Raw genomic sequence first — 7259 nt, 5'->3', positions numbered from 1 at the left:
ACAACCGGCTGCACCGCCCGCGACTTCGCCTGTCACATCGCCTGTCACACAGTGAACTCACGCGCGCATGCGCACGATTCGGCAATTTCGACCGATTACAGATTTCCGTGAAATGGCCGATGACACTCTTTAACAACTATTTCAGTCCACCGGCAGACAATGGGAAACGTTTCATAGACATCGGCTTCTAACCGATACACCCCATGCAGACGGGAACGGGGTGTGCAGCGCAAGCCCCTTGAAACCGGCAAGGCTCGCCCCACCTAGGGGACAACAAGGCCAGATGCCACTGCGAAGAGGAGTGCCGCCATGCAAATGATCTACAACAGCCCCAACTACTGCGTCGTCGAATTCGCGCCGCAGGCCGGCCACCACCTGATGAATGCCGGCGGATATGAAATCGTCGACAAGAACGCGCAGCGCGAAATCTTCATCGACGGCGAACTTGCCGAACGATTCCGCGCGCACGTGAAGCAGTTGATCGAGGATGAGCCGTCGCTCGACGAAGTGGACGAATTCCTCGGACAATTCGACAGCCTGATGATGATGCCCGTCGTACTGCACTGACGACCCGCGGCCCGGCGCCTCGTGCGGCCGGGCCATTCGCCGCGCATCGACGCGGCGCCGCGAGCACTCCGATCATGCCCCCGTCCGGTTCGCCGGCGGGGGTTTTCATTTGGCGGCCCGGCCGGCGCGGCGCAAGGCCGGGCGGCGCCCATGCGCACCGGCTACAATGACGCTTTTCCCGTCTTCGCCGGTCTCTCGCCCATGTCTGCGACTCCTCTCGCCGCTTCCGTCCCGCTCGACGCGCCCTACACGCGCGGCGCCGCACTGCCTGCGCTGCTCAAGTCGCGCATCCTGATCCTCGACGGCGCGATGGGCACGATGATCCAGCGCTACAAGCTCGACGAAGCCGCGTATCGCGGCGAGCGCTTCAAGGATTTCCCGCGCGACATCAAGGGCAACAACGAGCTGCTGTCGATCACGCAGCCGCAGATCATCCGCGAGATCCACGACCAGTACTTCGCGGCCGGCGCCGACATCGTCGAGACCAACACGTTCGGCGCGACGACCGTCGCGCAATCCGACTACGAGATGGAAGATCTCGTCGTCGAGATGAACATCGAATCGGCGAAGCTCGCGCGCGAAGCGGCCGAGAAATACGCGACGCCGGAAAAACCGCGCTTCGTCGCGGGCGCGATCGGGCCGACGCCGAAGACGGCCAGCATCTCGCCGGACGTCAACGACCCGGGCGCACGCAACGTCACGTTCGACGAACTGCGCGCGTCGTACTACCAGCAGGCGAAGGCGCTGCTCGACGGCGGCGTCGACCTGTTCCTCGTCGAGACCATCTTCGACACGCTGAACGCGAAGGCCGCGCTGTTCGCGCTCGACGAGCTGTTCGAGGACACCGGCGAGCGCCTGCCGATCATGATCTCGGGTACCGTCACCGATGCGTCGGGCCGGATCCTGTCGGGCCAGACGGTCGAAGCGTTCTGGAATTCGCTGCGCCATGCGAAGCCGCTCACGTTCGGCCTGAACTGCGCGCTCGGCGCGGCGCTGATGCGCCCGTACATCGCCGAGCTCGCGAAGCTGTGCGACACGTACGTGTCGTGCTACCCGAACGCGGGCCTGCCGAACCCGATGGCCGAGACGGGCTTCGACGAGACGCCGGACGTCACGTCGGGCCTCCTGAAGGAATTCGCGCAAGCCGGGCTCGTGAACCTCGCGGGCGGCTGCTGCGGCACGACGCCCGAACACATCGCCGAGATCGCGAAGGCGCTCGCCGACGTGAAGCCGCGCCGCTGGCCGAACCAGTACAGCGACAACGCCTGACCCGACCGCCCCACGTCCTTCATCACCAGAATTCGCACCGCCATGACCGATCACATGATGCGCCTTGCCGGCCTCGAGCCGTTCAACGTCACGCCCGGGACGCTCTTCATCAACGTCGGTGAGCGCACCAACGTCACCGGCTCGAAGGCGTTCGCACGCATGATCCTCAACGGCCAGTTCGACGAGGCGCTCGCGGTCGCACGCCAGCAGGTCGAGAACGGCGCGCAGGTGATCGACATCAACATGGACGAGGCGATGCTCGATTCGAAGGCGGCGATGGTGCGCTTCCTGAATCTGATCGCGTCGGAGCCGGACATCGCGCGCGTGCCGATCATGATCGACTCGTCGAAGTGGGAAGTGATCGAGGCGGGCCTGAAGTGCGTGCAGGGCAAGGCGATCGTGAACTCGATCTCGCTGAAGGAAGGCGAGGACGCGTTCCGCCACCATGCGCACCTGATCCGCCGCTACGGCGCGGCAGCCGTCGTGATGGCGTTCGACGAAACCGGCCAGGCCGATACCTACGAGCGCAAGATCGAGATCTGCACGCGCTCGTACAACTTCCTCGTGAACGAAGTCGGCTTCCCGCCGGAAGACATCATCTTCGACCCGAACATCTTCGCGGTCGCGACCGGCATCGAGGAGCACAACAACTACGCGGTCGACTTCATCGAGGCGACCCGCTGGATCAAGCAGAACCTGCCGCACGCGAAGATCAGCGGCGGCGTGTCGAACGTGTCGTTCTCGTTCCGCGGCAACGACCCGGTGCGCGAGGCGATCCACACCGTGTTCCTGTACCACGCGATCCAGGCGGGGATGGACATGGGCATCGTCAATGCGGGCCAGCTCGGCGTGTACGCCGATCTCGACGCCGAGCTGCGCGAGCGCGTCGAGGACGTGATCCTGAACCGCCGCGACGATTCGACCGACCGCCTGCTCGAGATCGCCGACAAGTTCAAGGCAGGGGGCGCGAAAAAGGAAGAGAACCTCGAGTGGCGCAACCAGCCGGTCGAGAAGCGGCTCTCGCATGCGCTGGTGCACGGCATCACGAACTTCATCGTCGAAGATACCGAAGAGGTGCGCGCGAAGATCGACGCGGCCGGCGGCCGCCCGATCAACGTGATCGAAGGGCCGTTGATGGACGGAATGAACATCGTCGGCGACCTGTTCGGCCAGGGCAAGATGTTCCTGCCGCAGGTCGTGAAATCGGCGCGCGTGATGAAGCAGGCCGTCGCGCACCTGATCCCGTTCATCGAGGAAGAAAAGCGCCTGCTCGCGGAAGCGGGCGGCGACGTGCGCGCGAAAGGCAAGATCGTCATCGCGACCGTGAAGGGCGACGTGCACGACATCGGCAAGAACATCGTGTCGGTCGTGCTCCAGTGCAACAACTTCGAAGTCGTCAACATGGGCGTGATGGTCCCGTGCAACGAGATCCTCGCGAAGGCGAAGGTCGAGGGCGCGGACATCATCGGGCTGTCGGGCCTCATCACGCCGAGCCTCGAGGAAATGGCGTACGTCGCGTCGGAAATGCAGCGCGACGACTACTTCCGCGTGAAGAAGATCCCCCTGCTGATCGGCGGCGCGACGACCTCGCGCGTGCACACGGCCGTGAAGATCGCGCCGCACTACGAAGGCCCGGTGGTCTACGTGCCGGACGCGTCGCGCTCGGTGTCGGTCGCCTCCAGCCTGCTGTCCGACGAAGGCGCGGCGAAGTACCTCGACGAGCTGAAGTCCGACTACGAACGCATCCGCGACCAGCACGCGAACCGCAAGGCGCAGCCGATGGTCACGCTCGCCGAAGCGCGCGCGAACAAGACCAAGGTCGACTGGGCGGGCTACCAGCCGGTGAAGCCGAAGTTCATCGGCCGCCGCGTGTTCAAGAACTACGACCTGAACGAGCTCGCGCAATACATCGACTGGGGCCCGTTCTTCCAGACCTGGGATCTCGCGGGCCCGTACCCGGCGATCCTGAACGACGAGATCGTCGGCGAATCGGCGCGACGCGTGTTCTCCGACGCGAAATCGATGCTCGCGCGCCTGATCCAGGGCCGCTGGCTGACCGCGAGCGGCGTGATCTCGCTGCTGCCGGCGAATACCGTCAACGGCGACGACATCGAGATCTACAGCGACGAGTCGCGCTCGGAAGTGCTGCTCACGTGGCGCAACCTGCGCCAGCAAAGCGTGCGCCCGGTGGTCGACGGCGTGATGCGGCCGAACCGCTCGCTCGCCGACTTCATCGCGCCGAAGGAATCGGGCGTCGCCGACTACATCGGCATGTTCGCGGTGACGGCCGGCCTCGGCGTCGACGTGAAGGAAAAGCAGTTCGAAGCCGACCACGACGACTACAGCGCGATCATGCTGAAGGCGCTCGCCGACCGCTTCGCGGAAGCCTTCGCGGAAGCGATGCACGCACGCGTGCGGCGCGAGCTGTGGGGCTACGCGAGCGGCGAAACGCTCGACAACGATGCGCTGATCGCCGAAAAGTACGCAGGCATCCGCCCGGCGCCCGGCTACCCGGCCTGCCCCGACCACCTCGTGAAGCGCGACATGTTCGACGTGCTGCGCGCGGACGAGATCGGCATGAGCGTGACCGATTCGCTGGCGATGCTGCCGGCCGCGAGCGTGTCGGGGTTCTATCTCGCGCATCCGGACAGCACGTATTTCTCGGTCGGCAAAATCGGGCAGGATCAGCTCGAGGATTATGCGCAGCGCATGGCGCTGTCGCTCGACGACGCGCGCCGCGCGCTTGCGCCGCAGCTCTGATCGGCCTTTCGACGGCCACGCCGTCGCCCGCTATCGTCAGACAAAATAAAAAGCCCGCTCGAAAGCGGGCTTTTTTCTGCCTTTCGATCCTTTCGGACCGGCCGGGCAAGCAGGCTCAGAAGCCCCAGTGCACGTCAGCTTCGCCGGCTTTCGCTTCGCGCAGCATCGTGAGGAAGGGGGCGACGCGCTGTGCCAGGCTCGGCGGCACTTCGTGGTGCGCGTGGTCGGCTTCGTCTTCGTGGAAATGGCCGGCGTGCTCGGCGCGTTCCTGCTTCGCCTGTGCAACTGCGCCTTCCAGCTTGGCGATCGCGTGGTCCAGCTCATCGTGCGTAATCACACCGCGCTCGCCCAGCTGCTTGCCGACGAGACCCAGCACATACACGGCGAAATCCTTCAGCACGTCGAGATCCTGTGCCGCCTTGCTCTTGAACGTAATCATGACAATTCCCTTTTCATCTTGTTGTGCCTGCGCGGCGCGGTTGGGGAACGCCGGCAGACCGGCGTCCGGCCTCGCGGACGCGGGCCGCCTGAGCGGCATATTAGCACCTGTTAAAATTCTGCGATCCCTGAAACGCGCGCTTAAAAAGCGCGCCGGCGGGCCGGCGTTTCCGGCCGCCACCAACGAAGCCTTCTACCAGCATGCTGCCAGCACACAAACAGACCCTCGAAGCCCTGCTCGCGGATAGCGTCAAGCAGGTCGCACACGCGCTGAAAGGCGCCGACGCCGCATCCGTCGCCCCCGTCATCACGCTGGAGCGCCCGAAGGTCGCCGCGCACGGCGACGTCGCGTGCAACGTCGCGATGCAGCTCGCGAAGCCGCTCGGCACGAACCCGCGCCAGCTCGCCGAGCAGATCGTCGCCGCCCTCACCGCCCAGCCGGGCGCGCAAGGCCTCGTTGAAGCCGCCGAAATCGCCGGCCCCGGCTTCATCAACCTGCGCCTGTCGGCCGCTGCGAAGCAGGCGGTGATCGCCGCCGTGTTCGACCAGGGCCGCGCGTTCGGCACGTCGGATCGCGAGAAAGGCAAGCAGGTGCTGCTCGAATTCGTGTCGGCGAACCCGACCGGCCCGCTGCACGTCGGCCACGGCCGCCAGGCCGCGCTCGGCGACGTGCTCGCGAACGTGATCGCGAGCCAGGGCTACGCGGTGCACCGCGAGTTCTACTACAACGACGCAGGCGTGCAGATCGGCAACCTCGCGATCTCGACGCAGGCGCGCGCACGCGGCCTGAAGCCGGGCGACGCGGGCTGGCCGGAAGCCGCGTACAACGGCGAATACATCGCCGACATCGCACGCGACTTCCTGAGCGGCGAAACGGTCGCCGCGTCGGACGGCGAGCCGGTCAAGGGCACGGGCGACGTCGAGGATCTCGACGCGATCCGCAAGTTCGCGGTCACGTACCTGCGTCGCGAGCAGGACATGGATCTTCAGGCGTTCGGCGTGAAGTTCGACCAGTACTACCTCGAGTCGTCGCTGTACAGCGAAGGCCGGGTCGAGAAGACGGTCGACGCGCTGATCAAGGCCGGCATGACCTACGAGCAGGACGGCGCGCTGTGGCTGCGTACGACCGACGAAGGCGACGACAAGGATCGCGTGATGCGCAAGTCGGACGGCACGTACACGTACTTCGTGCCGGACGTCGCGTACCACGTGACGAAGTGGGAGCGCGGCTTCACCAAGGTGATCAACATCCAGGGTTCGGACCACCACGGCACGATCGCGCGCGTGCGCGCCGGCCTGCAGGGCCTGCACATCGGGATCCCGAAGGGCTACCCCGACTACGTGCTGCACAAGATGGTCACCGTGATGCGCGACGGCCAGGAAGTGAAGATCTCGAAGCGCGCGGGCAGCTACGTGACGGTGCGCGACCTGATCGAATGGTCGGGTGGCGCGGCGGCGGGCCAGGAAGCGGCGCCCGACCTGATCGACGAAGCGACCATCACGCGCGGCCGCGACGCGGTGCGGTTCTTCCTGATCTCGCGCAAGGCCGATACCGAGTTCGTGTTCGACATCGACCTCGCGCTGAAACAGAACGACGAAAACCCGGTCTATTACGTCCAGTACGCGCATGCGCGGATCTGCTCGGTGCTCAATGAGCTGAAATCGCGCTACAACGTCGACGTCGCGCAGTTGCCGGGCGCCGACCTGTCGCAGCTGACGAGCGCGCAAGCGGCGGCGCTGATGCAGAAGCTGGCCGAGTATCCGGACATGCTCACGCACGCAGCCAACGAGCTGGCACCGCACGCAGTCGCGTTCTACCTGCGCGACCTCGCTGGCGAATTCCACTCGTTCTACAATGCGGAGCGCGTGCTGGTCGACGACGAAGCGCCGCGCAATGCGCGCGCCGCGCTCCTCGCCGCGACCCGGCAGGTGCTCGAGAATGGTCTGGCGGTGCTCGGCGTGTCCGCGCCCGCCAAGATGTAAGGCAGCAAGCGGCCCGAACCGGGCAGCGAATGGCTGCGGCTGGAGCGCCCGCCCTCGGGTGCCCACCGCAGCCTTTTCACGATTCTTTTTGCAGGTGACTCAAGCAATGGCACAACCACGCCGAACTTCGAAGCAATCGAAACAAGCCGGAGGGACATTTCTTGGAATCGTGCTGGGCCTGATCGTCGGCCTCGCGATCGCCGTGGTGGTGGCGCTCTACATCACGCGTTCTTTTTTTTTTC

5 protein-coding genes and 1 pseudogene are annotated in these 7259 nt (G+C 65.4%); 5 read left to right on the top strand and 1 reads right to left on the bottom strand.

What is annotated here, in order from left to right; genetic code table 11:
• The first annotated feature begins 309 nt into the window (after positions 1–309).
• The 3 genes from G3N99_RS31145 to metH all read left to right on the top strand — a co-directional run bounded on the left by G3N99_RS31145 (position 310) and on the right by metH (position 4596).
• Complete coding sequence (locus tag G3N99_RS31145) at positions 310–567, top strand: DUF3567 domain-containing protein (protein ID WP_006477667.1); 258 nt, start codon at positions 310–312, stop codon at positions 565–567.
• A gap of 201 nt (positions 568–768) precedes the next feature.
• The gene (locus tag G3N99_RS31140; protein ID WP_041492970.1) at positions 769–1836 is read left to right on the top strand and encodes a homocysteine S-methyltransferase family protein; all 1068 of its coding nucleotides are present in this window, start codon (positions 769–771) and stop codon (positions 1834–1836) included.
• Between the two features lie 42 nt (positions 1837–1878).
• Positions 1879–4596: a methionine synthase gene (metH, locus tag G3N99_RS31135; RefSeq protein ID WP_174988768.1), complete on the top strand. Its 2718-nt coding sequence runs from the start codon at positions 1879–1881 to the stop codon at positions 4594–4596.
• A 115-nt stretch (positions 4597–4711) separates the two neighbouring features.
• On the opposite strand, the gene G3N99_RS31130 is transcribed toward metH, so the two are convergent.
• A complete protein-coding gene (locus G3N99_RS31130) occupies positions 4712–5035 on the bottom strand; it encodes a DUF1840 domain-containing protein (RefSeq protein ID WP_011353361.1) in 324 nt (107 codons plus the stop codon).
• A gap of 200 nt (positions 5036–5235) precedes the next feature.
• On the opposite strand from G3N99_RS31130, the gene argS reads away from it, so the two are divergent.
• Both argS and G3N99_RS31120 read left to right on the top strand, forming a co-directional pair.
• Positions 5236–7017, top strand: a complete 1782-nt coding sequence (gene argS, locus G3N99_RS31125; RefSeq protein ID WP_174937706.1) for an arginine--tRNA ligase — start codon at positions 5236–5238, stop codon at positions 7015–7017.
• A 94-nt stretch (positions 7018–7111) separates the two neighbouring features.
• Positions 7112–7259: pseudogene (locus G3N99_RS31120) on the top strand (cell division protein); the annotation flags it as partial.

Source organism: Burkholderia sp. Ac-20392 (assembly GCF_017104585.1).
Classification (GTDB): Bacteria; Pseudomonadota; Gammaproteobacteria; order Burkholderiales; family Burkholderiaceae; genus Burkholderia; species Burkholderia lata.
The sequence above is the reverse complement of the archived record's forward strand: the minus strand, read 5'-3'. Positions and strand labels throughout refer to the sequence as shown.